This window comes from Pseudohaliea rubra DSM 19751, from assembly GCF_000764025.1.
GTDB lineage: Bacteria > Pseudomonadota > Gammaproteobacteria > Pseudomonadales > Halieaceae > Pseudohaliea > Pseudohaliea rubra.
On sequence record NZ_KN234765.1, the window covers coordinates 25783 to 47920 of the forward strand.

General features: G+C 64.3%; 21 protein-coding genes. 19 read left to right on the forward strand and 2 right to left on the reverse strand.

All coding sequences use genetic code 11. The annotated features are described in order from the left end of the window. Position 1: 1 nt before the first annotated feature. The 15 genes from rsmG (at position 2) to glmS (ending at position 13757) form a co-directional block, all read left to right on the forward strand. Positions 2-634, forward strand: coding sequence for a 16S rRNA (guanine(527)-N(7))-methyltransferase RsmG (rsmG, locus tag HRUBRA_RS08990; protein ID WP_035516449.1), 633 nt, complete (start codon positions 2-4; stop codon positions 632-634). Beyond that, entirely contained in the window at positions 631-1422 is a 792-nt protein-coding gene (locus HRUBRA_RS08995; RefSeq protein ID WP_035516450.1) for a ParA family protein, read from the forward strand. Before rsmG ends, HRUBRA_RS08995 begins: the two co-directional genes overlap by 4 nt. After that, positions 1422-2303, forward strand: coding sequence for a ParB/RepB/Spo0J family partition protein (locus HRUBRA_RS09000; RefSeq protein WP_035516451.1), 882 nt, complete (start codon positions 1422-1424; stop codon positions 2301-2303). The genes HRUBRA_RS08995 and HRUBRA_RS09000 overlap by 1 nt, the downstream gene beginning before the upstream one ends. Positions 2304-2487: 184 nt before the next feature. After that, a complete protein-coding gene (locus tag HRUBRA_RS14715) occupies positions 2488-2916 on the forward strand; it encodes an ATP synthase subunit I (protein WP_052094577.1) in 429 nt (142 codons plus the stop codon). A gap of 41 nt (positions 2917-2957) precedes the next feature. Then, positions 2958-3836 (forward strand): F0F1 ATP synthase subunit A, encoded by an 879-nt coding sequence (gene atpB, locus HRUBRA_RS09010; RefSeq protein WP_035516452.1) that lies wholly within the window; start codon positions 2958-2960, stop codon positions 3834-3836. Positions 3837-3875: 39 nt separating this feature from the next. Continuing rightward, a complete protein-coding gene (gene atpE / locus HRUBRA_RS09015; protein ID WP_035516453.1) occupies positions 3876-4112 on the forward strand; it encodes a F0F1 ATP synthase subunit C in 237 nt (78 codons plus the stop codon). Between the two features lie 74 nt (positions 4113-4186). After that, positions 4187-4657 carry a F0F1 ATP synthase subunit B gene (locus tag HRUBRA_RS09020; RefSeq protein ID WP_035516454.1) on the forward strand — a complete coding sequence of 157 codons (471 nt, stop codon included), beginning with the start codon at positions 4187-4189 and terminating at the stop codon, positions 4655-4657. 12 nt (positions 4658-4669) lie between these two features. Next, on the forward strand, positions 4670-5206 hold the full coding sequence (locus tag HRUBRA_RS09025) for a F0F1 ATP synthase subunit delta (protein ID WP_035516456.1): 537 nt from the start codon (positions 4670-4672) through the stop codon (positions 5204-5206). A gap of 16 nt (positions 5207-5222) precedes the next feature. Continuing rightward, complete coding sequence (gene atpA, locus HRUBRA_RS09030; protein ID WP_035516458.1) at positions 5223-6767, forward strand: F0F1 ATP synthase subunit alpha; 1545 nt, start codon at positions 5223-5225, stop codon at positions 6765-6767. A 15-nt stretch (positions 6768-6782) separates the two neighbouring features. Further along, positions 6783-7646 carry a F0F1 ATP synthase subunit gamma gene (atpG, locus tag HRUBRA_RS09035; RefSeq protein ID WP_035516460.1) on the forward strand — a complete coding sequence of 288 codons (864 nt, stop codon included), beginning with the start codon at positions 6783-6785 and terminating at the stop codon, positions 7644-7646. Positions 7647-7697: 51 nt separating this feature from the next. After that, positions 7698-9095: a F0F1 ATP synthase subunit beta gene (gene atpD, locus HRUBRA_RS09040; protein WP_035516462.1), complete on the forward strand. Its 1398-nt coding sequence runs from the start codon at positions 7698-7700 to the stop codon at positions 9093-9095. Positions 9096-9113: 18 nt separating this feature from the next. Next, positions 9114-9542, forward strand: a complete 429-nt coding sequence (locus HRUBRA_RS09045) for a F0F1 ATP synthase subunit epsilon (RefSeq protein WP_035516464.1) — start codon at positions 9114-9116, stop codon at positions 9540-9542. A gap of 139 nt (positions 9543-9681) precedes the next feature. Further along, the gene (locus HRUBRA_RS09050; RefSeq protein ID WP_035516466.1) at positions 9682-10359 is read left to right on the forward strand and encodes a TIGR00153 family protein; all 678 of its coding nucleotides are present in this window, start codon (positions 9682-9684) and stop codon (positions 10357-10359) included. Between the two features lie 129 nt (positions 10360-10488). Then, complete coding sequence (gene glmU / locus HRUBRA_RS09055) at positions 10489-11925, forward strand: bifunctional UDP-N-acetylglucosamine diphosphorylase/glucosamine-1-phosphate N-acetyltransferase GlmU (RefSeq protein ID WP_052094578.1); 1437 nt, start codon at positions 10489-10491, stop codon at positions 11923-11925. 2 nt (positions 11926-11927) lie between these two features. Continuing rightward, positions 11928-13757, forward strand: coding sequence for a glutamine--fructose-6-phosphate transaminase (isomerizing) (gene glmS, locus HRUBRA_RS09060; protein ID WP_035516467.1), 1830 nt, complete (start codon positions 11928-11930; stop codon positions 13755-13757). A gap of 13 nt (positions 13758-13770) precedes the next feature. Here the strand turns inward: glmS and HRUBRA_RS09065 are convergent, their stop codons facing one another. Continuing rightward, entirely contained in the window at positions 13771-14118 is a 348-nt protein-coding gene (locus HRUBRA_RS09065; RefSeq protein WP_052094579.1) for a UrcA family protein, read from the reverse strand. 334 nt (positions 14119-14452) lie between these two features. Between HRUBRA_RS09065 and HRUBRA_RS14720 the strand changes: the two genes are divergently transcribed. Continuing rightward, a complete protein-coding gene (locus HRUBRA_RS14720; RefSeq protein WP_052094580.1) occupies positions 14453-16186 on the forward strand; it encodes a tetratricopeptide repeat protein in 1734 nt (577 codons plus the stop codon). Between the two features lie 22 nt (positions 16187-16208). Here HRUBRA_RS14720 and HRUBRA_RS09075 read toward each other — a convergent pair whose 3' ends face one another. Next, positions 16209-18311 (reverse strand): TonB-dependent copper receptor, encoded by a 2103-nt coding sequence (locus HRUBRA_RS09075; RefSeq protein ID WP_052094581.1) that lies wholly within the window; start codon positions 18309-18311, stop codon positions 16209-16211. A gap of 220 nt (positions 18312-18531) precedes the next feature. Between HRUBRA_RS09075 and HRUBRA_RS09080 the strand changes: the two genes are divergently transcribed. From HRUBRA_RS09080 to HRUBRA_RS09090, 3 genes are all read left to right on the forward strand, one after another. Next, on the forward strand, positions 18532-20385 hold the full coding sequence (locus tag HRUBRA_RS09080) for a choice-of-anchor I family protein (RefSeq protein WP_035516468.1): 1854 nt from the start codon (positions 18532-18534) through the stop codon (positions 20383-20385). 210 nt (positions 20386-20595) lie between these two features. Beyond that, positions 20596-21612 carry an arginine N-succinyltransferase gene (locus tag HRUBRA_RS09085; protein WP_052094582.1) on the forward strand — a complete coding sequence of 339 codons (1017 nt, stop codon included), beginning with the start codon at positions 20596-20598 and terminating at the stop codon, positions 21610-21612. Between the two features lie 2 nt (positions 21613-21614). Further along, positions 21615-22138 (forward strand): N-succinylarginine dihydrolase (locus HRUBRA_RS09090; RefSeq protein WP_035516470.1); only part of this gene is annotated, 524 nt, incomplete at its 3' end.

A 22138-nucleotide genomic window follows, 5' to 3' on the forward strand; every position in this document is an offset into this window, starting at 1 on the left:
GGTGCGCGACCCGGCGCTGGCAGCCGGCTGCGCCGCGCTCGGTCTGAGGCTGCCGCCGGCGACCCTGGCGGCGCTCTCGTCCTACCTTGATCTTCTCGAGAAGTGGAACCGGGCCTATAATCTCACGGCAGTGCGGACCCGCGACGCGATGGTTACCCGCCACCTTTTGGACAGCCTTGCCCTATTGCCCCACCTCCCCGTTGCGGGGTCTTTTATCGACGTCGGTACCGGTCCGGGTCTGCCTGGCGTACCTCTTGCCCTCTGCGCACCGGAGCGCGCTTTCTGTCTCCTCGACAGCAACGGTAAAAAGACCCGCTTCCTGTTCCAGGTGAAAACTGCCCTGGCCTTGGCTAACATACGCATCGCGTCGGAGCGCGCGGAAGACCATCGGCCCGAGGGCGCTTACGCCGGTATCCTGAGCCGGGCCTTCGCAGCGCTGCCTGCGATGGTGGAGAGCTGCCGCCACTTCCTTGCTCCCGGTGGCGCTTTCTACGCCATGAAGGCCCAGGTAGCTGCGGAGGAGCTGGCGGCCGCTGAAGCGCTGGGCTATCGGGCGACGGTGACGGCCCTCGTCGTGCCTGGCCTCGACGAGCAACGCTCTCTTATCACCCTGCGGCCGGAGACCAGCGCGTGACACGAACTATCGCCATCGCGAACCAGAAGGGCGGCGTCGGCAAGACCACGACCTGTGTCAATCTCGCCGCTTCCCTGGCCGCTATGAAAAAGCGCGTGATGCTGGTGGACCTTGATCCCCAGGGCAATGCGACCATGGGCTGTGGCGTTGACAAGTACGCCATCGAGCGGAGCATCTACGATGTCCTGGTGCACCGGGTGCCGGTGGCCGAGGTGCGCTGTTCCGCCGGCGATGCCGGCTTCGACGTGCTGCCTGCAAATGGCGACCTTACCGCCGCGGAAGTCGAGCTCCTGCAGGTGGATGGACGCGAGCGTCGGCTTCGCGCCAGCCTTGCCACAGTTACCGGCGATTACGATTACATCCTCGTAGACTGTCCCCCCTCGCTCAATATGCTCACTGTGAATGGACTGGTGGCGGCCGATGGTGTGATCGTCGCCATGCAGTGTGAATACTTTGCCCTCGAGGGCCTCTCGGCTCTCCTCGACACCATTCGCCGGGTCGCCGAGAGCGTGAACGCCTCCCTCGAGCTCGAGGGTATCCTGCGCACCATGTACGATCCGCGCAACAGCCTCACCAATGAGGTTTCCGCACAGCTCCATGCGCACTTCGGCGACCGGGTCTTTCGTACGGTGGTGCCGCGGAATGTCCGTCTTGCGGAGGCGCCTAGCCACGGTATGCCGGCGATGTATTACGATAAGTATTCCCGGGGGTCCAGGGCCTATCTGGCGCTGGCGGGAGAGATGATTCGTCGCGAGGAACGTCTCGCCGCGGAAACAGGGAGCGACTGATGGCCGGCAAAAAAGCGCGCATGGGCCGGGGCCTCGATGCCCTGCTGGCCTCTTCCGCTTCGGCGGCGGGTCGGGAGCAGGCGCCGGCACCGACCGAAAGCGACGGTGAACTGCGTGATGTCCCCGTGGATCTGATCCAGCGCGGCAAGTACCAGCCGCGCAAGGACATCGAGCCCGAGTCCCTGCAGGAGCTGGCGGAGAGCATCAAGGCCCAGGGGCTCATGCAACCGATTGTGATCCGGCCTATCTCGGACAAACGCTACGAGATCATCGCGGGCGAGCGGCGCTGGCGTGCCGCGCAGCTCGCCGGCCTGGGTGAGATTCCGGCGCTGGTGCGCGATGTACCCGATGAAGCCGCCATCGCCATGGCGCTTATTGAAAATATCCAGCGTGAGGACCTGAATCCGATCGAGGAAGCTGTGGCCCTTGAGCGACTGCAGCGGGAATTCGAGCTTACGCAGCAGGAGGTGGCTGACGCCGTCGGCAAATCGCGCTCCACTATCGCCAATCTGCTGCGCCTCATGAGCCTCGAACCGGAGGTGCGGACGCTCCTTGAACACGGGGACATCGACATGGGGCATGCGCGCTGCCTGCTGGCCCTCAGTGGTGTCGCGCAGTGCCAGGCGGCGCGGCAGGTGGCCTCCCGCAGCCTGTCTGTCCGCCAGGCTGAAGCGCTGGTGCGACGGCTGCTGGCTGACGCTCAGCAGAGCGCAGGCGAAAGCCCCGCCATCGACCCGAATATCCGCAGCCTGCAGGACGACCTCGCGGAGCGTCTTGGCACCCGTGTTCAGATACAACATGGCAAAGGCGGCAAGGGTCGTCTGGTGCTTTCCTATAACAGCCTGGATGAGCTGGATGGCATTCTGGGTCATATCCAGTAGAGTAATCGGCAATATCTTACTTCTTTATATACCCATATACTGTCGCAACGGGGTCATTCAACCCCCACATGCTGTGTTTTTCTCGCTGGCGCCGCGATCGACGCCGCTGAGACCTTCTCTGTCCGGTTGATGGGTACCGGCATAGCCCCTATAATGCGCGCGCCCGAAACGAGGACCCACTTGCGTGACTGACGGCAGAGGGGGAGCGAGCGGGATCGCGTCGACAGGGGCCAGGTTGAAGCCGCCGCCGGTTCACCGCATCACGCTGGCCCAGCTGGCGGTCCTCGGTTTTCTGTCTACCGTGACCCTGGCGTTGGCGGACATCGCAACAACGGTGTCGCTGGTCGCCGGCGCGGCGTGCAGTGCATTGCCGCAGGCTTGGTTCGCGTTGCAGCTGTTCGGGCGTGGTGAGCGGCGCGGGGCCGAGGTGGCCTTGGCCGGGTATGCCGCGCAGGCGGGTAAATTCTTCCTCAGCGCGGCGGGGTTTGCCCTGGTCTTTGCGCTGCTGCGGCCGCTGGTACCGATGGCCGTTTTTGGCGGGTTTGCCGCCATGGTGCTCGTGCAGGCTGCGGGCGGCATCTGGCTCCTGCGCCGTGGGCAGGCGAGCCGGTAGACAGACACCCCGCGGCGAACAACGAGCAGAGAGCGAGTTGCATGGCAGGCGAGACGCAGACGGTATCCGAGTACATCGTCCACCACCTGACGAACCTCACCTATGGCAAGTTGCCGGCGGGTTACGAGCGCTACGATGGCAGCATTGTCGCGGACGGCGGCGCGTGGGTTATGGCCCACGGTGGTGACGAGGCCGCGGCCATGGGCTTTAATGCCGTCCACGTTGACTCCATGGTGTGGTCCCTCGGTCTTGGCATCTTTTTCTGCTGGTTTTTTCACCGCATGGCAAAGCGGGCCAGTACGGGCGTTCCGACCGGCGCGCTCAACGCTGTGGAGATGATTGTCGGCTTCATAGACAAAACCGTGCGTGATACTTTCCACGGCCGCAATCCGATGATCGCTCCCCTTGCCCTGACGATTTTCGTCTGGGTGTTTCTTATGAATCTTATGGACCTTGTTCCCGTCGACCTCGTGCCGCACACGCTTGCGCTGCTTGGGGTTGAGTACCAGAAAATTGTCCCCTCCACAGACCCGAATATCACCTTCGGCCTGTCTATTGGTGTGCTGCTGCTGATTTTGTACTACTCGATCAAGGTAAAGGGCTTTGGTTTCGCGCGCGAGCTGGCCATGAACCCCTTCAACCACTGGTTGCTTATTCCCGTGAACCTGTTCATGGAAGTGGTCGGGCTGCTGGCCAAGCCCTTCTCTCTCGCTCTGCGGCTCTTTGGCAACATGTACGCTGGCGAGATGATCTTTATCCTGATCGCCGCCCTGTTCAGCGCCGGCGTGATGTGGATGGTTCCCGCCGGCCTCCTGCAGATCGGCTGGGCCATCTTTCACATCCTGGTCATCACCCTGCAGGCTTTTATTTTCATGGTGCTGACCATCGTCTATTTAAGCATGGCCCACGAAGACCACTGACCCCTTTAACCTTTGGTAATCAACAGCTAGGAGAAACACATGGAACTCGTCCTCATCGCCGCAGCGATCATGATCAGCTTTGGCGGCCTTGGCGCCGCCATTGGTATCGGCATGCTCGGTGGCAAGCTCATTGAAGGTTCTGCCCGCCAGCCGGAGCTGGCCCCCAAGCTCCAGGTCACCTTCTTTCTCGGCGCAGGCCTGGTAGACGCCATCCCGATTATCGGTGTGGGCCTTGCCATGTATCTCATCTTCGTCGTTGCGCCGGGTATGGCCTGAGGCCGGCGCTCTGGAAGCAATGACGCGCAGGGTCGCCGTTCCGGCGGCCCCGCCACAGCAGTGAGGAGCACGGCGTGAATATCAACCTTACGCTTATCGGACAGGCAATCGCTTTCTTCGGCTTCGTGTGGTTCTGCATGAAGTTCGTGTGGCCGCCCATGGTCGCTGCCATGGCGGAGCGCGAACACAAGATAGCCGAGGGCCTCGCCGCGGCGGATCGGGCGAACCGCGATCTCGAAATTGCTCAGGAAAAAGCCCTCGAGCGGCTGAAAGAGGCGAAGCAGGAAGCGGCGGGCATCGTCGAGGCCGCGAACCGGCGGGCGACGCAGCTTATCGAAGAAGCCAAGGACACGGCGCGCCTTGAGGCCGATCGGGTCAAGGCGGCTGCGCAGGCTGAAATCGATCAGGAAGCCAATCGTGCCCGTGAGCAGCTTCGCAGCCAGGTCGCGGTGCTTTCCCTTGCCGGCGCCGAGAAAATCCTCGGCGCTTCCATTGACCGGCAGGCGCACGCACAGCTGGTTGACCAGCTGGCAGCCGAGCTGTAACGAGAGGTCGCGATGGCTGAACCAACAACGCTGGCCCGTCCCTACGCAAAAGCGGCCTTTGAGTATGCGAGTGAGAAGGGCGATCTGGACAGCTGGCAGGCGCAGCTTCAGCTGGCGGCGACCGTCTCTGCGGAGCCGCGAGTCCGGACCCTGCTCGACGACCCGGCCCTTACCGCGGCAGAACAGGGCGAGCAGTTTGGCTGTCTTCTCGGGGACAGCATCGGCGAGCAGCTCGGCAACTTTCTCGCCCTGCTTGCCGCAAACCGGCGTTTGGTGCTACTGCCGCACATTCTTCGGCAATTTGATGCGCTGAAGGCCGAGCGCGAACGGGTTATCGAGGTGCAGGTCGTCTCCGCTTTCGACCTGCCCGCGGACGTCAGCGAGCGCATTGCTGCCGCCCTCGGCGAGCGCCTGCACCGCGAGGTTATGGTAAGCAGCGCTACCGATGCCTCGTTGCTGGGGGGCGTATTGATACGGGCTGGCGATATGGTCATCGATGGCTCCGTGCGCGGCCGGCTGAACAAGCTGGCCGACGCACTGACAAACTGAATCTGAGGAAGCGATCATGCAGCAACTCAACCCCGCGGAAATTAGCGATATTATCCGGCAGCGCATCGATCAGCTCGATGTCGGTACCGAGGCGCGCAACGAGGGCACGGTCGTTTCCGTGACCGACGGTATCATCCGCATCCACGGTCTCGAGGATGTGATGTACGGCGAAATGATCGAGTTCGACGGCGGCATCTTCGGGATGGCCCTGAATCTCGAACGTGATTCTGTCGGCGCCGTAATCCTGGGTGATTACAAGGGGCTGGCGGAAGGCCAGGCCTGTCGCTGTACCGGGCGGATTCTGGAGGTTCCGGTCGGCCCGGCCCTGCAGGGTCGCGTGGTCGATGCACTCGGTTCGCCGATCGATGGCAAAGGCGCCATCGACGCGGAATTCACAGATGCCCTTGAGAAGGTGGCGCCGGGCGTTATTGCCCGCCAGTCCGTCGACCAGCCTGTGCAGATCGGGCTCAAGGCCATCGACGCGATGGTGCCGATCGGCCGCGGCCAGCGCGAGCTGATCATCGGCGACCGCCAGATCGGCAAGACGGCGATCGCCGTCGACGCCATCATCAACCAGAAAGGCACCGGCATTAAGTGTATCTACGTTGCCGTGGGCCAGAAGGCCTCTTCGGTGGCCGCCGTGGTACGCAAGCTTGAAGAACATGGCGCCATGGAGCATACGATCGTTGTAGCCGCCACGGCCTCCGATCCGGCTGCCATGCAGTACCTGGCCCCCTTCGCGGGCTGCACCATGGGTGAATACTATCGTGACCGCGGCGAAGACGCCCTGATCATCTATGATGACCTCACCAAGCAGGCCTGGGCCTACCGCCAGATCTCCCTGCTGTTGCGCCGTCCGCCGGGCCGCGAAGCCTATCCCGGCGACGTCTTCTATCTGCACTCCCGTCTGCTCGAGCGGGCCGCGCGAGTAAATGCTGACTACGTTGAGCAGTTTACCAACGGCGAGGTCAAGGGCAGGACCGGCTCGCTTACCGCTCTGCCGGTCATCGAGACCCAGGCCGGTGACGTCTCGGCTTTCGTGCCGACGAACGTCATCTCCATTACGGATGGGCAGATCTTCCTTGAGACCGATATGTTCAACGCCGGTATTCGCCCGGCCATGAACGCAGGTATCTCTGTCTCCCGGGTTGGTGGCGCGGCGCAGACGAAGATCATGAAGAAGCTGTCCGGCGGTGTGCGGACGGCCCTCGCCCAGTACCGCGAGCTGGCGGCATTTTCGCAGTTCGCTTCTGATCTTGATGAAGCTACCAAGGCGCAGCTTGATCACGGCAAGCGCGTGACAGAGTTGATGAAGCAGAAGCAGTACTCGCCGCAGAGCATCGCCGAAATGGGCCTCATGCTGTACGCCGCGAACGAAGGCTTCCTCAAGGACGTCGACGTCGAGAAGATCGGCGCCTTCGAAGACTCGCTTCTACCCTATATGCACGCCGAGCACGGTGAGCTTATGGGCAAGGTCGTGGAAACCGGCGCCTGGAACGACGAGATCGAAGCAGCCTTCAAGGGCGCTATCGAGTCCTTCAAGTCGACGCAAACCTGGTAAGCCCCGGAGGCTCCGATGGCAGTCGGTAAGGAAATCCGCACCAAGATCTCCAGTATCCAGAGCACGCAGAAGATCACCAGCGCCATGGAAATGGTCGCGGCGAGCAAAATGCGGAAAGCTCAGGAGCGCATGGAGGTCGGCAAGCCCTACGCGCGGCGTATGCGGTCCGTCGTCGGTCATCTGGCGAATTCCGCGCCGGAGTACCGCCATGTCTACATGGAAGAGCGCGAGCCGAAGCGCGTGGGCTTTATTCTTGTCGCCACGGACCGTGGCCTGTGCGGCGGCCTCAATATCAACCTGTTCAAGGCGACGATCCGGGCCATGAAGGCCTGGGACGAGCAGGGCTGCGAGATTGACCTGTCCCTTATCGGTGCCAAGGCAGCAGCCTTTTTTAACAGCTACGGCGGCAATGTGGTTGCGGCGACCCGTGATATCGGCGAGGAGCCTACCCTTGAGGATCTCATCGGCGGTATCAAGACCATGCTCGACGCCTATGCTGAGGGCCGCATCGATCGCCTCTTCCTGGTCAGTAACGAGTTCGTCAACACCATGACGCAGACTCCGACGGTCGAGCAGCTTCTGCCACTGCCGGCGGAAGACAGCGAGGCAATGAAGCATCACTGGGATTACATCTACGAGCCCGATGCCCGGGAGCTCCTCGATCGCCTGATGGTGCGCTACGTCGAGTCCCAGATCTATCAGGCGGTGGTGGAAAACGGCGCCTGTGAACAGGCGGCGCGCATGCTGGCGATGAAGAACGCAACTGACAATGCCGGCGAGATCATTGATGACCTGCAACTGATTTACAACAAGGCCCGCCAGGCGGCCATTACCCAGGAGCTCTCGGAGATCGTGAGCGGCGCTGCAGCCATCAGCTAGCGCCCCGGTCACAGCGAGCCAGGCAATCTTTCAGAGACAGAGGATCCGGACATGAGTAGCGGACGAGTCGTTCAAATCATCGGCGCGGTCATCGACGTGGAGTTCCCGCGCGACAGCGTCCCGCAGGTTTATGATGCGCTGATGGTCACCGAGAAGGGGCTGACCCTCGAAGTGCAGCAGCAGCTCGGTGACGGGGTGGTACGGACCATCGCCATGGGCGCCTCGGAAGGCATTTCCCGAGGCCTCGGGGTCGATAACACGGGCGCCCCGATCTCCGTCCCCGTGGGCGGCGAAACCCTCGGCCGTATTATGGATGTGCTCGGTAACCCCATTGACGAGCGCGGCCCCATCGGTGAACAGGAGCGGGCCTCCATCCACCGTGCCGCGCCGAGCTATGAAGAGCTCGCTGCCTCCAGCGAACTGCTGGAGACCGGTATCAAGGTTATCGATCTGGTCTGTCCCTTCGCCAAGGGCGGCAAGGTCGGCCTGTTCGGTGGCGCGGGCGTCGGCAAGACCGTAAACATGATGGAGCTCATCAACAATATCGCGCTCCAGCACTCTGGTTTGTCGGTGTTTGCCGGTGTCGGGGAGCGTACCCGGGAAGGCAACGACTTCTACTATGAAATGCAGGAGTCGAAGGTCGTCGATATTGAAAACCCGGCCAACTCCAAGGTAGCGATGGTCTACGGCCAGATGAACGAGCCGCCGGGCAACCGTCTGCGCGTGGCGCTTACGGGTCTGACCATGGCGGAGAAGTTCCGCGATGAAGGTCGCGACGTGCTCCTGTTCATCGACAATATCTATCGCTACACCCTCGCCGGTACCGAGGTGTCCGCACTGCTGGGTCGTATGCCCTCTGCCGTGGGCTACCAGCCGACCCTGGCCGAGGAGATGGGCGTGCTGCAGGAGCGGATTACTTCAACCAAAGTCGGCTCGATCACCTCCATCCAGGCCGTTTACGTGCCGGCGGACGATCTGACGGACCCTTCCCCGGCCACGACCTTTGCCCACCTGGACTCCACAGTAGTGCTGTCGCGGGATATCGCCGCCAAGGGCATCTACCCGGCGGTGGATCCGCTCGATTCGACCTCGCGCCAACTCGACCCGCTGCTGATCGGCAGCGAGCACTATGAAACGGCGCGCGGTGTGCAGAATGTGCTGCAGCGCTATAAGGAGCTCAAGGACATCATCGCCATCCTCGGCATGGATGAATTGTCCGAGGAAGACAAGCTGACGGTGTCCCGGGCGCGGAAGATCGAGCGTTTTCTGTCCCAGCCCTTCCACGTTGCAGAGATTTTCACCGGTGCGCCGGGCAAGTACGTCTCTCTTAAAGACACCATTTCAAGCTTCAAGGGAATCCTCGCGGGCGAGTATGATGAGCTGCCGGAGCAGGCGTTCTACATGGTCGGCACCATCGAGGAAGCCGTCGAGAAGGCGAAGAAGCTCTAGGGTCAGCGAGGCCGGATCATGGCAATGACAATTCACTGTGACATCGTCAGCGCGGAAGAGGGCATCTTTTCCGGGCTGGTCGAGTCTCTGGTCGCCACCGGTGAAATGGGTGAGCTTGGTATCAATTACGGTCATGCGCCGCTGTTGACTGCCCTGCACCCCGGGCCTGTGCGCATCGTTACCCAGCACGGTGACGAAGAGGTTTACTACGTCTCCGGCGGGTTCCTGGAAGTACAGCCGGGGGCGGTGACCATTCTGGCGGATGCGGCTCTGCGTGCCGACGATGTCGACGAGGCTGCCGCCGAAGAAGCCCGCCGCGAAGCGGTACAGACCCTGACCAACCAGTCCGGCGACTTTGATTACGGCCGCGCTTCGTCCCAGCTTGCCGAGGCGGCAGCGCAGCTGGCCACGCTGCGCAAGATGCGCAACCGCGCCGGTCGCGGCTGACCTTTATCCCTGCCGCCGCGGCGGCCACCCCCTCTGTGAACTGCCTGCCCGGCCTCCGGGCGGGCAGTCGCTGCTGTCCGTTTGCTGTTACACTGCCATGACGTTTTGATGACAGCGGTTTTACCGCGGGAGAAGGCACGTGTTACCCAACCTCGTCGGCGAATCGGTGCTGCGATCGCCGATGCTTGCCCTGCAGGAGCATATGGTTGTGGTCCTGCAGGCGGTGGAGGGACTCGGCGATTTCGTCACGGTCGCCCAGGCCGGAGCCTGGGACCGGGCCCTGCAGGCCCAGCAACGGGTCGCCGATCGAGAGAGCGACGCCGACCATCTCAAGCAGCAGCTGCGCGGTGACATGCCCAAGCGTATGTGGATGCCCGTAGCACGCAGCGACCTGCTTGATCTCCTCTCGGCCCAGGACAAGATCGCCAATCGTGCCAAGGACGTCGCCGGGCTTATGCTCGGCCGTCAGCTTGCTTTCCCGGCCACCATGACCGACAGCATCAACAGCTACGTGGCGCTCTCGGTGCAGGCCACCGCCAGCGCCCTCACCGCCGTAGAGGCGACCCAGGCCCTGTACCGCAGTGGCTTCGGCGAACGCCAGGCGGCGGAGGTGGAACGTCTCATCGTCGAGGTGGAACGCCTTGAGCGCGCGTCGGACCGCCGCCAGGTCGAGCTGCGCGCTCAGCTGTTCCAGGTGGAGCGGGACCTGCCACCGGTAGATGTGATGTTTCTCTACCAGATTCTGGACTGGATCGGGAGCATTGCCGACCGCGCTGAGAAAGTCACGCACAGGCTTCTTCTCGTCATCAAGTCCTGACCGGCCTGTGATGCAACGCACGGTGCTGCGATACACAGCGCGCCAGCGCCGTTGTATTGCTTCCGGGGACCGCTAAGATACGGGGCTTTCCCTGCGGTTCCTACGCCTACCCGGAGGCAGGACGATCCCATGAAGCTCACTGTTGTTATTCTAGCCGCCGGCCGGGGCAAGCGCATGGGTTCCGCCCTGCCCAAGGTGCTGCACCCGGTCGCCGGTCGGCCCATGCTTGCCCACGTGCTGGAGCTCGCCCGGCGCCTGGAGCCGGTGCGGATCTGCGTGGTCGTCGGCCACGGCGGTGACGTCGTACGTGCGGCGTTCGCTGGTGAGGCTATCGAGTGGGTCGAGCAGCGCGAGCAGCTCGGTACCGGTCATGCGGTGCGCCAGGCGTTGCCGCTAATTGCAGAAGCCGATGCCCGGGTGCTGGTGCTCTATGGGGACGTACCCCTGCTGCCCGAGGGTCCCGTGCGCGAGCTGGTGGCGGCGGGGAATGCCCTGCTCACTGCCCGCCTGCCGGATCCCGCCGGCTACGGCCGTATCTGTCGCGACGCTGCCGGCGTCTTTACCGGTGTGGTCGAGGACCGCGACGCGACAGCGTCCGAACGGGCGATCGATGAGATCAACACCGGCGTTCTCGCCATCGAGGCAGCTGTCCTCAAGCGCTGTCTTCCTGCTGTTAGTAACGACAATGCTCAGGGCGAGTACTACCTCCCCGACGTCCTGCCCCTTGCCATGGACCGGGGTCATGATGTGCAAACGGTGTGCACCGGGGACCCCGGAGCGGTGCTCGGCATCAACGACCGTCTTCAGCTCGCCCGCGCCGAGCGCGAATACCAGCGCCGGGCTGCCGAGGCGCTGCTGCGCGATGGTGTGAGCCTTGCCGACCCTGCGCGCTTCGATCTGCGCGGCACTCTGCGCTGTGGCGAAGACGTTTTCATCGATGTTGGCGTGGTCTTCGAGGGCACTGTCACTCTCGGCGACGGCGTGCGTGTGGGTCCGCACTGTGTGCTCCGCGATACCCGCGTTGGCGCCGGTAGCGAAGTGCATCCCTTCAGCCACCTTGATGGTGCGAGCGTCGGTGCCGGTTGCAGCGTCGGTCCCTACGCCCGTCTTCGTCCTGGCACTACCCTTGCGGATCGCGCCCGCGTCGGCAACTTCGTCGAGGCGAAGCAGGCCACCATCGGCGTCGGCAGTAAGGTCAACCATCTGAGCTACGTCGGCGATGCGACCCTGGGCGCGGGCGTCAATGTCGGTGCCGGGACCATCACCTGCAACTACGACGGCGTTGCCAAATACCAGACGGCGCTCGGTGACGGCGTGTTCATCGGCTCCAACAGCACGCTTGTGGCGCCGCTGGCTATCGAGGACGGCGGCTTTGTGGCCGCCGGCTCCACGGTGACCCGCGACGTCGGTCGCGACCAGCTGGCGGTCGGTCGGGGCCGGCAACGCAACATTGACGGCTGGCGCCGTCCCGGTGCCAGGCGCAATGACAATGACAACGGCAACGGCAACGGCAACGGCAACGGCAACGGCAACGGCAACGGCAACGACGAACAGGGAGGGCACTGACCATGTGTGGCATTGTGGCGGCGGTCGCCCGTCGGGAAGTGTCGGAAATCCTCCTCGAGGGATTGCGGCGTCTGGAATATCGGGGCTACGACTCGGCCGGTATGGCCCTGGTTGACAACGAGGGCCAGCTGCAGCTGCACAAGGTTCAGGGCAAGGTCGCCCGCCTTGAGGAGGCGCAGGCCCTGGATCCGATCCTCGGCTGTACCGGTCTTGCCCATACGCGCTGGGCCACGCACGGACCGCCGGCGGCAGTGAATGCACACCCGCATGTCTCCCACGAGCGCATTGCCCTGGTGCACAACGGCATTATCGAGAACCACGAAGAGCTTCGTGAGGAGCTCGCTGCCGCCGGCTATGCCTGTGTCTCTGCCACCGACTCGGAGGTGGTGGCTCACCTGCTGCACCGGGCGATGGCCGCCGGTGACAGCCTCTTCGATGCACTCCGCGGGGTCGTCGCACGGCTGCGCGGGGCTTATGCCATCGCCGCCGCCGACAAGGAAGACCCTCACACCATTGTGGCCGCCCGGGAGGGCAGCCCGCTGGTCGTGGGTGTCGGTATCGGTGAGAACTTCCTTGCGTCAGATACGCTTGCCCTGCGTCAGGTCACCGACCGTTTCATCTATCTTGAGGAAGGCGACCTGGTAACCATGACTGCCGCGTCCCTGACGGTCTGCGATGCGGCCGGCGAGAGCGTCGAACGTCCGGTGAAGCGCGTGGCCACGGGCATCGAGACCGTGGACCTCGGCGCCTATGAGCACTACATGCTCAAGGAGATCCACGAGCAGCCCCAGGCTCTGGCGGCCACCTTCAGCAGTGGTGATGGTCACAGGATCCGCGACGCGGTCTTTGGCGACGGCGCCGCCGCTGCCTTCGATAGCACCCGGTGCGTGCAGATCGTGGCCTGCGGTACCAGTTATCACGCGGGGCTTGTTGCCCGTTACTGGCTGGAAGAGCTCGCCGGTATCCCCTGCCAGGTGGAGGTGGCGTCGGAATTCCGCTACCGCAGACGCGTGGCGCACCGGGATACGCTGCTGGTGACCGTGTCGCAGTCGGGAGAGACCGCCGATACGCTGGCGGCACTGCGCCACGCAGGTGCCGGGGAGTTCCTTGCCAGCCTGGCCATCGCCAACGTCGACAACAGCTCCCTCGTGCGTGAGAGTGATCTTGTCTTTCTGACCCGGGCGGGTACGGAGATCGGTGTGGCCTCGACCAAGGCTTTCACTACACAGCTGGTGGCCCTGCTCATGCTCACCATCGCCCTCGGCCGGCGCAACGGCATGGCGGAAAGTCAGCAGCAGGCCCTTATCGACGGTCTCCATGCGCTGCCGGAACTGGTCGCCCGGGTGGTCGCCCTGGATAGTGCGATCGAAGAGCTGGCGGGGGCCTTCATCCACAAGCACCACGCCCTGTTCCTGGGCCGCGGCGTCGAATACCCGATCGCCCTCGAAGGGGCGCTCAAGCTGAAAGAGATCTCTTACATCCACGCCGAGGCCTATCCCGCCGGGGAGCTCAAGCACGGCCCGCTGGCACTGGTGGACGCGGACATGCCTGTGGTAGCCGTGGCGCCCACGGATGAGCTGCTGGACAAGCTCAAGTCGAATCTCGAGGAAGTGCGCTCCCGCGGCGGTGAGTTGTATGTCTTCGCCGACGGGGACGCCGGTTTCAGCGCAGCGCCGGGGCTGCACCTGCTACCGATGCCGCATGCCCCGGAGGTGCTGAACCCGATTCTCTACACGGTGGCCTTGCAGCTCCTTGCCTACCACGTGGCCGTGCAGAAGGGCACGGATGTGGACAAGCCGCGCAACCTGGCCAAGTCTGTGACCGTGGAGTAAGGCCGGCTCGGACTCAGCGGGTGCTCGCCAGAGACCGGGTTTTCACATCGATGGCACTGCGCGCCTCCGCTATGGCCTCATCGATACAGCGCCGGTTTGCCGCCGCTGTGCTCAGCCCGCCGGCGTTTCGGTAGCTGGTTGTGCCGCAGACCTGCCGTGCTGCGGCCCGGATACGCTGCTGCAGCGCCTCCTGGCCGGCGGTAGAGGCCAGGTTAAGATCCCCGTAAGCAACGGCCCGCTGTGCCCTGAGTGGCTCCGTGGTTTGGCCGCTCGACGGGCCATCTTCGGCCTTCACGGCGCCGGCGCCGAGGGTGAATGCGGCGAGCACTGCGACAATGCTGCCTATGATCGAATCGTCCATAGAGGTCACCTGCTGCTCGTTATTCAGCTCTGAATTCAGCTTCGATAGTAGCCTAAAGGTTAGCGATCGCTCACAGACGCATCACCGGAAGGCTCCTCCAGGCCCGTGTCCGTGGCCCACGCCTGCAATGCTGGACCGTCTTCCCCAGGCCCTTGCAGTGACGTCCGGTGACATTCGGTGACAGGCGCTGTGTTGGCCGAGCACAGGAGTGGTGAGTCACGAGAGGAGACATTACGTGACAGTTACTGTGACATTTGGGATCAACTCCCCGGGATGAGTGCTATTATCAGACCAATAGTTGCGTTGCGAAAAAAAAAGCAAACTTGGAGCCCCTGTGGCCCCCGACGATCCAAAACGGACTGCCTTCGATCCCGACGATCCGAACAATGCCCGCGGGGGCTTTTCGGAGGCGTCAATTCGCGCACAGCTTCAGCGCCTGCAGTCCAGTCGCTCCTTTGCCCGCGCCCACCGCCTTCTGCACCTGTTGATCTACCTGGTTGAGCACTCCCTGACCGCTGGTGATCGCGATCTGCACGAAGCCATCATCGGCATCGAACACTTCAAGCGCGGTAGCGACTTCGACTGCCAGACTGATACCATCGTGCGGGTCAACGCCCGCCGCTTGCGCGACCGTCTCGCCGCTTACTACCGGGAAGAGGGCGCTGAGGATCCCATCCGCTTTGAGATCCCCAAAGGTCGCTATCGCGTTCTCTTTCACCCCGGCGCGCCGCAATCGGTTCCCGATCCTGTGCCGGCCGCCGACGCTGCTGCGCTGCCGCCGACGGCACCGGTGACGCCAGCACCCACCGTGCCGTTGTCGGCCACCGCAACGGTGGACTGGCCAGCGGATACCGGGATCCGGCCTGAACCGGCCGCGGTGACGGGCCCGCCAGCCGTAGCCGACACCCTTGCGCAGCCGCGCCGGTGGCGATTCTCGCCGGCCGTGGCGGCCCTTGTGGTTATGACTGCCCTTGTCGGCCTGATTGCCGGCGTGACGCGCAACGGTGAACCGACAGCCGCGGCAAGCGTGCCGGTGAGGCCTTCGACTGCCGCTCCGATCCTGGCGGTGCAGGAACAGGAACAGCTGGCCCTTGCCGACTTCTACTACGGCCGCCGGGCGAGCGGTGATGTCTCCCTTGCCCTGGAGCACTATGAGCGCGTTCTCGCGCTGGACAAGGGCATCGCGGATGCCTGGGTTGGTGTGGCCAAGTGTATTCGGGTGCTCTGGCTTGAAGAGGGTCTGCTGTCCTCAGAGGAAGCGCTGGTGCGGCAGTTCGCCGCCCTGCGCACGGCCCTGAGCCTCGACTCTTCTCATGCGGAGGCGCACGCGCGGATGGCGACGCTCCAGCGGCGCTGGCTGGACGACCGCGAGGCCGCCAGTCAGTCCATGGCCCTGGCGCTGCAGTACGGCGGCGGTGACCCGGAGGTTCTGTCGATGGTGGCGGGCTACCGGGGGCTGCAGGGCGATCTCGAGGGCGCCATCGACGCCCTGCGCGCCGCGCTGGAGCGGGAGCCCACCAATGCGCTTTACCGCCGCAATCTGGGCAGTTATCTGTTGCTCGCCGGCCGCCTCGAAGAGGCCCGGGAACAACTCCTGCACGCGCGGCATCTCAATCCCGGCCGGCCCCGGATCGAGCTGGACCTTGTCGAGGCCCTCCTCGGCCTCGACAGGAGTGCCGAGGCCCGGGCCGTCGTGGCGGCGATGCCCCCGGGGCCCGAAGCCACGCTGGCCGCCGCCCTGCTGGGAGCGGCTGAAGGCCAGCTGGATGAGGCCCTCGGGGCCCTGGAAAGCCTGGCCGCCTCGGGCATTGCCGCCCAGACGGTGCTCGCCCTTCGCGGTTACCTGTTTGTCGGTGATCTGGACCGGGCCGTGGCCTGTCTCGAGCGGAGCCGGGACCTGTTGCTTGCCCGCGAGGGCCCCGGCGTGCCGCCCATCTTCGATCTCTACAATCTTTACCTCTCACCCACAGGACGTCGTGCCAGCGGGCACCCGGCCTGGCGACGCTGGTGGCAGGGCGCGGGCCTCGTCGCCCGGGAAGATGGCCAGCCGTCCCTTATCGACTGGTAACCGCCCGGTCTGAGGGCCGGCCTCAAAAGCGGTATTCGTAGCGGGCCCAGAGCACCCGGCCAGGCTCATTGACCCGGATTGCTACCGGGTTGAAGGGGTCGAGGTTACTGCGGTTCAGGTGCTCCGCATAGCGACGGTCGAAGAGGTTGTCGACCCCGGCGCGCAGGTCGCCGAAGCTGCCGAGACTCATGCTCGCGTAGAGGTCGAGCACGGCCCAGTCCGGCGTTTCACCGGCATCGAGTCCGCTGTTTACCATAGGATTTGCTTCTACCCGGTCCTGCTCCGCGGCCCAGCGCAGGCTGGCACCGGCGCGCCAGCGGCTGGTGTCGTAGTCCAGGTTCAGGCTGCCGTTCAGCGGCGGTGTTTGAGCGATGTCCCGGTTTTCGCTGGTGTTCTCGGCACGGACCCAGGCGAGGCTCGCCGAGGCCTCCCAGCCGCCGCCAACGCGCCAGGTCCAGCTGCCTTCCACGCCATGGAGGCGTGCATCCACGTTACGGTAGACCGTCGCGTTGTCATCTGGGAGGACATCGCCCTGGCCGTGAGCGCGATCGCGCAGGATGTAATCGCTGACGCTGTCGTAAAAGGCCACACCATCTATCCGGTGTTTTCCCGCCAGGAGTACGAGACCGGCATCGGCCTGGCGGTGGGTTTCCGGGTTCAGTCCCGGGTTGCCGATCCAGCGCATCATGGGCGCTGTATTGGCGGCAGCGAGGAAGCGTTCGGACGCATCGGCGGTGCGCACCGTGCGGCTGATTCCGGCGAAGGCGGTCCAGCGGTTGCCGAGCTGCTGCTCATAGCGCAGCAGGCCCCCCCAGTTGTCTTCGTTGATCTGGTCCGCGTGCGTAACACCGTAGTACTGCTCGTAGAGGGCGTCTGGACCGGGGAGCATCGGCGACGCCGGCTTTGCGCCGGTGGCGTCGGCCTCGGCGCTGACGCGGTCGTAGCGCAGGCCGGCCTTCAAGCTGCGATCCGCTGCGACAGACCAGCGCAGTTCTGCGAAGGCACCGGCCTGCTCGAGGCTTGCGTCGGGCCAGAGAAAGCTCTGAATCATCTGCACGTTGTCTGTCGTCGGGCCCAGGTAGCGGGTTGCGCTGCGTTCATTGCGCTGATAATCGAGGCCCAGGGTCCAGGCGAAAGCCTCTCCTGTGGTGAATTCGCCGATGATCCGCGCGCCGGTGGTGTCGGAGCGCGAGGGGACACGCAAAGCCATGGGCGCGGTCAGAGGCCGATTGCTGTAGTTGTCCATGAGGTGCCCGACCTCCGTGCGATAGAGCTCCACGGACAGCTCGTCCAGGCCTGCGAGGTTATAGCCTCGATAGCGCAGCCGGTACTGGTCGCTGGTGTCCTCCGGTGCATCCATGCCGGCACCGGGAAACAGCGCGTCTGTGGTCTCGGTGCGCTCCACGGCAAGTTCAAGCCGATCCCTGTCGCGCAGGCGCAGGCCGCCGGCGAGGTAGACCGAGTCTTCTGCATAGGCCGAGCGGACGGCATCGCCACCGCCATCGCGATAATTGTCCGCCGAGCGGTCCTCGATATTCAGGCGCAGGTAGCCGGGCTTGCCGGCCCAGGCCAGCTCCGCAGCGATGTCGCGTTCCAGGCCGTTGCTGGTGGTGCCGGCGCGGAGACCGCCGCTGAAACCATCCCTGTCCGGCTCGTTCTCGCGCTCGAAGAGCAGCGTGCCGCCGCTGCCGCCGCCGCCATAGCGCAGCGTCTGTACGCCCTTCAGCACGGTGATGCGCTCGAAGGTGTTCACGGAGGCGAAGGAGGTGGGCGGATCCATGCGGTTCGGGCAGCCGCCGTGTAGATAGGCACCGTCCAGGAGAACGTTGATGCGCCCCTGGCTCTGACCACGCAGGGTCGGCTCGAGGCCGCGGCCGCCGAAGCGACCGAGGCTGAGCCCGTTTACGGAGCGCAGAAGTTCGGCCCCGTCGGCGGCGGGGGCACCGTTTTCCCGGTCGAGGTTGAGGACGTCCTCGCCCAGCGAGCTTTCGCGGACGCCGATAACGATGATGTTGGGCAGCTCGTCGCCGGGCGTCTTTTCCGCAGCCAGGGCGAGAGGGGTGGACAGCACCGCGGCAAGGCAGCTTACGAGAATCGAACGGCTGAACGGGGGGGGCGGACGCATGGCGGGCAGGTTTCTGTCTGCATGTATAAAGGCCGTAAGGATATAGCCATCCGCTTTGCCTGCCGTGTGGCATAGTGTCGCAGCCGCCCGCCGGGAGCTCCCGTCAGGCTCTGTCACACAACCTTCACGAGAGTTTCACGGTTTCGACACGCTGGATTCATCTTACGCTGTCAGGTTGCTCCTATCGTTCCCGGTGATTCCGCAGAGAGAGTAGGCAGTCATGATGACACGCAACCCCCTTTTCGCCGCCGTTGGCGGCCTGGTCCTGGCAATGGCTCTCGCCGGCTGCGAGGGTGACGATGGTAGCGACGGGACCCCGGGCCCTGCCGGAGCGCCGGGGACCGATGGTGCGCCCGGTGCGGAGGGCGCCCCGGGCAGCGATGCCAACGCCGCTCTGGCGCTCACGTTTCTCGGCCGTACGGCACCGCTAGGCGCCTTTGATGAATCGGCGGCGGAGATCGTTGCCTACCATCCGGCCACGGTCCGTGCCTTCGTGGTCAACGCCGAGGTCGGCAAGGTCGATATTGTTGACCTGCAGGACCCGACAGCACCGAACCGCATCGACACCCTGGATGTGGCCGCTGACGTGGAAAGTGCCGAGGGACTGCCCGAGGGCGCCATGGGCGACGTAAACAGCGTCGATATCAGCGGTGATACGCTGGCGGTCGCCCTGGCGGCGGACGTGGCCCAGGAAAACGGTTATCTCGCCTTCTATTCGACCGACGGCACTTACCTCTCGGCCGTGGAAGCAGGCGCCCTGCCCGACAAAGTCGGCTTTTCACCGGATGGCCGTTACGCCGTGTCCGCCAACGAGGGTGAGCCCAACGACGACTACAGCGTTGACCCCGAGGGCAGCCTGACTATAGTCGATCTTTCCGCGGGCTTCGACAACCTCGTCGCTACTACGGCGGATTTCACGGCTTTCAACGTCGGCGGCAGTAAGACGCTGACCGGCCCGGTGCGTGTGTCCGCAAAGGCCGAATCCGTTGCCCGGGACCTCGAGCCCGAGTTCGTTGCCTTCTCTGCGGACAGCAGTACGGTCTACGCCACGCTGCAGGAGAACAATGCGGTGGCCATCGCCGACCTCGCCAGCGGTACCGTGTCTGCTGTGCTCGGCATCGGCTTCAAGGACTATGGGCTGCCGGGCAATGAGTTCGATGCCAGCAACCGTGACGGCGGCGTGAATATCCGCAACTGGAGCGTTTACGGCACCTATATGCCGGACGGGTTTGACAGTTATGAGGTGGCCGGCACTACTTACCTGGTCACCGCCAACGAGGGTGACGGGCGCGAGTACGTGACCGACGCCGCCGATGACGCAGCTTGTGCGGCCCAGGGTGGTTTCCTCTTCGATGATGGTGACTGTTTTCACTATTTGGATGAGCTTCGCGTCAAGGATCTCGACCCGTCTCAGTTCACCGACGAGCTCAAGGCCCGACTCGGACCGGATTTCCAGGCCAACGAGAACCTCGGCCGCCTGAAGATGATTACCGATCTCGGTCTCGTGGATTCGGACGCCTGCGTCACCCTGGCGACTACGGGCCAGCCGCTGCTGTACCCGGATGAAACGCCGGCAGCCGGCTGTGTCTACGAGGCGCTTTATTCCTTTGGCGCGCGTTCCTTCACGATCTGGGATACGGACACGGGCAGGCCGGTCTTCGACAGCGGCAGCGACTTTGAGGTGATCACTGCGCAACAGCTCGGTGAGGGCTTCAATGCGAGCAACGACGATGACGAGGGTGACGCACGCTCCGACGACAAGGGACCGGAACCGGAAGCCGTCGAAATCGCCGAGCTGGGTGGCAACGTCTTCGCCTTCATCGCTCTTGAGCGCGTGGGTGGCATCATGGTCTACAACATCACCAATCCGCAGAACGCCAGCTTTGTGCAGTATGTCAGCAGCCGTGCTTTCTCCGAGGGCGCCGAAACGGACGTGGCCGCGGGGATCTCAGACCTGGGTCCTGAGGACATCAAGTTTGTGCCGGCCGCCGATAGCCCCACCGGTGAGCCCCTGCTGCTGGTGAGTAATGAGGTTTCCGGCACGCTTGCGGTTTACAGCGTCACCCTTTTATAGCGGCGCCTCCCCCGCATGCAGGCCCGCCGCTTGCGGCGGGCTTTTTTTGATTCATTGCAGCTGTCCGGCGCCGATGCGGGGGTTGCCCTCACCCCTGATGACTACCGTACCCCCAGGGCGGGCGGTATCACCCCGGAAGTATGCAAGGCCCATGGCGACCGATCCCGGGGCGAGCTATGCTGGCGGACCACTTCCTGTGAAGCAGCCGGCATGATCATCGTCCGCTCCGTCCGCGAGGACGATCTCGACAGCCTTTACGACCTTGCCCGGGAGGCGTCCCCGGGCATGACCACGCTGCCCCCCGACCGGGACGCGCTCGCTGCAAAAGTTGCGCTGTCGAGCGCCAGCGTGGCAAAGGCGGTGACAAAACCCGGGGGCGAGGTCTACATGCTGGTTATGGAGGACACTGCCACGGGGGCGGTGGTGGGGACCGCGAGCGTGATCGCCTGCCTCGGCGAAGAGGAGCCCTTCTACTCCTACAAGCTCAACAAGGTCACCCACAAATCGCGGGTGCTCGACAAAAAGGTCACCGTTGCGACTCTTAACCTGTCCAACCACTTCGAGGGGTTTGCCGAGGTCGCTACCCTGTTCCTGTCCCCGGCCTATCGCCAGGGCGGCAACGGCAAGCTCCTCGCCCGCAGCCGCTACCTGCTCATGGCCGCGCACCGGGTGCGTTTCCCGAAGGCTGTCATGGCAGACCTGCGTGGCCATTATGAGGACGGGGGCCGCTCGGCTTTCTGGGAGGCGGTGGGCCGGCACTTCTTTGACATGGATTTTGCCGAAGCGGACCTGTTCGGTGCCCTCCACGGCAACCAGTTTATTGCCGAGCTCATGCCGACGCAGCCGGTGTACGTGAACCTGCTGCCGGCCGACGCTCAGGCGGTGATCGGGCGGGTCAACACGGCCGGTGAGCCGGCGCTCAAACTGCTCGAGCGGGAGGGCTTCCGCTGGCAGGGGCACGTCGATATCTTCGACGCGGCGCCGAGCGTGGATGCGGAAATTGACACCCTGGCGACCGTTGCCGGTACCAGCCGTGCGATCTTCGCCGGGGCGCTGACCGGGACGGAGGCGACGACACCCACGCTGGTGGCCGCTGGCGCCATCGACACCTTCACCGCCTGCCTCGTGCCGGCGGCGGCAGGTCCTGAAGGCCTCAGGCTGCCGTTAGAAGCCATCAAGGTGCTGCCCGTGGAGATCGGCAGCGACCTCTGGTACGCGGAGCTCTGAACATGGCAGGCAGGAACGACAGCCCCTCGGCAGTGGTTGAGGCGAATTTCGACGGCCTTATCGGCAACACCCACAACTATGCCGGGCTGTCTCCCGGCAACCTCGCCTCGGCAAGGCACGCGCAGACGCCCTCCCATCCCCGGGCGGCGGCGCGGCAGGGGCTGGCCAAGATGAAGCGCTTGCACGACCTCGGCCTGGTGCAGGGATTCCTGCCGCCGCACGAACGGCCGCACCTGCCCACGCTGCGGGCCTTTGGTTTCAGCGGCAAGCCTGCCGCGATGCTCGCCCGGGCCGCCAGGGAGGCGCCTGCCCTGCTCGCCATCGCCTGCTCTGCCTCACCCATGTGGGCTGCGAACGCGGCCACCGTGTCGCCCAGCGCCGATACAGCGGACGGTCGGGTTCATTTCACCCCGGCGAATCTGGCCAGCATGGCGCACCGGGCCATCGAACCGGCGTTTACCGGGCGGGCGCTGCAGCAGATCTTTGCCGATGAGAGACATTTCGCACACCATCCGCCGGTACCGGC